Here is a 1,830-nt window from a genome sequence, read left to right as displayed (position 1 = left end):
AAATGATGGTCTTATTTTTTTGTCTTTCTACCTTTTATTTAAAACTCCCTCTCTCTTTCACCCTATGTTCACATGAGAGTCACACCTACCTTTTATAGTATATGTATTGAAGTTGTTCCTCCCTAATTTATAAGACATTCCCCAGTGTCTTAAAGCAACTTCCATCCCTAATTAAATTGACATAAATTGTCCCCTTCCTTGACCATCTTATAAATGATGGTCTTATTTTTTTGTCTTTCTATCTTTTATTTAAAACTCCCTCTCTCTTTCACTCTATGTTCACACAGAGGTCACATCTACCTTTTATAGTATATGTATCGAAGTTGTTCCTCCCTAATTTATAAGACATTCCCCAGTGTCTTAAAGCAACTTCCATCCCTAATTAAATTGACATAAATTGTCCCCTTCCCTAGACCATCCTATGTGATGGTCTATTTTATTTTCCAAACACAAAATCAGTCTATCTACACCTAAAAACCAAAAATTCAGAAAATATTGTTAAATTAGGGATTTTTTCGGTATAATTACTTTAGAAAGAAATTTCACAAAAACAAAAGGGGGGATTTTATTGAAACAAACAAAAGCAATCTTAATCGCATTATTTCTAGGTCTAGTTGTTGGACTCACTCTAAATTTAGCTGCTCCATCTATCTTTGAGCCACTAAATCAATATGTGTTCAACCCAATTGGTCAATTGTTTATTCGACTTATTAAAATGCTAGTTGTTCCTGTTGTGTTCATTTCTATCGTACTTGGTGCTGCCGGCCTTGGAGATCCGAAACAACTTGGAAGAATCGGTTTAAAATCAATTTCATTCTTTCTCGTAACAACTGCGGTTGCCATCTCTATAGCGGTTACATTTGCACTTATTATAAAACCAGGAGCTGGCGGTAATTTTAAAACAGAAGGTCTTAAGTATGAAGGTGCAAAAACTGAAACATCTTTCGTTGACACATTGCTAAATATCGTACCAGATAACCCAGCAAAAGCGATGGCTGACGGAAACATGTTACAAATCATTGCCTTTGCCGTATTGATTGGACTCGGTATAGCTATTTTAGGAAAACGAGTTCAAGGTATCCATTCATTACTTGAACAGGGCAACGAATTAATGATGTATCTTGTTAATCTCGTTATGAAATTAGCCCCAATTGGAACATTCGGTTTGCTCGCTTCATCCGTTGGTAAAATGGGGCTTGCAGGCGTCGCTGCGATGTTCAAGTATATGATTGTCGTTATGTTAGTACTCATTATTCACGGGGTTTTTGTATATGGTGGCTTATTAAAGGTATTAGCAAAAGAAAATATTGTTCGTTTCTTTAAACATTTCGGACCAGTAATGGCAATTGGATTTAGTACATCTAGCTCTAATGCATCGCTTCCATTTGCAATGAAAACAGCACAAGATAAGCTTGGCGTTCCAAAAGCGATAAGCTCATTTGTACAACCACTAGGGGCAACTATTAATATGGATGGTACTGCCATTATGCAAGGAGTAGCCACTGTATTTATCGCTCAAGTATACGGAGTTGAACTTACATTACCGCAATTAGCTATGGTCGTATTAACTGCTGTACTAGCTAGTATCGGTACTGCTGGTGTACCTGGTGTTGGACTTGTAATGCTTACAATGGTTTTAAATCAAGTAAATCTACCAGTAGAAGGTATCGCTTTAATTATCGGTATTGACCGTATTCTAGATATGTCTAGAACAGCTGTAAACATTTCTGGGGATGCAATTTGCGCAATGATTGTCGCAAAATCAGAAGAAAAATATAATACGGATCAATCGGCAGCATCGTAAATCAAAAAAGGAGTGAATTAATTCAC

General features: G+C 36.3%; 1 protein-coding gene. It reads left to right on the top strand.

The window, feature by feature from the left end; genetic code table 11:
• Positions 1-568 precede the first annotated feature (568 nt).
• A complete protein-coding gene (locus HMPREF2590_RS16345) occupies positions 569-1,804 on the top strand; it encodes a dicarboxylate/amino acid:cation symporter (RefSeq protein WP_000814808.1) in 1,236 nt (411 codons plus the stop codon).
• Positions 1,805-1,830: the final 26 nt, after the last annotated feature.

The organism is Bacillus sp. HMSC036E02 (genome assembly GCF_001836235.1).
In the GTDB taxonomy this organism is placed as follows: Bacteria; Bacillota; Bacilli; order Bacillales; family Bacillaceae_G; genus Bacillus_A; species Bacillus_A cereus.
The sequence above is the reverse complement of the archived record's forward strand: the minus strand, read 5'-3'. Positions and strand labels throughout refer to the sequence as shown.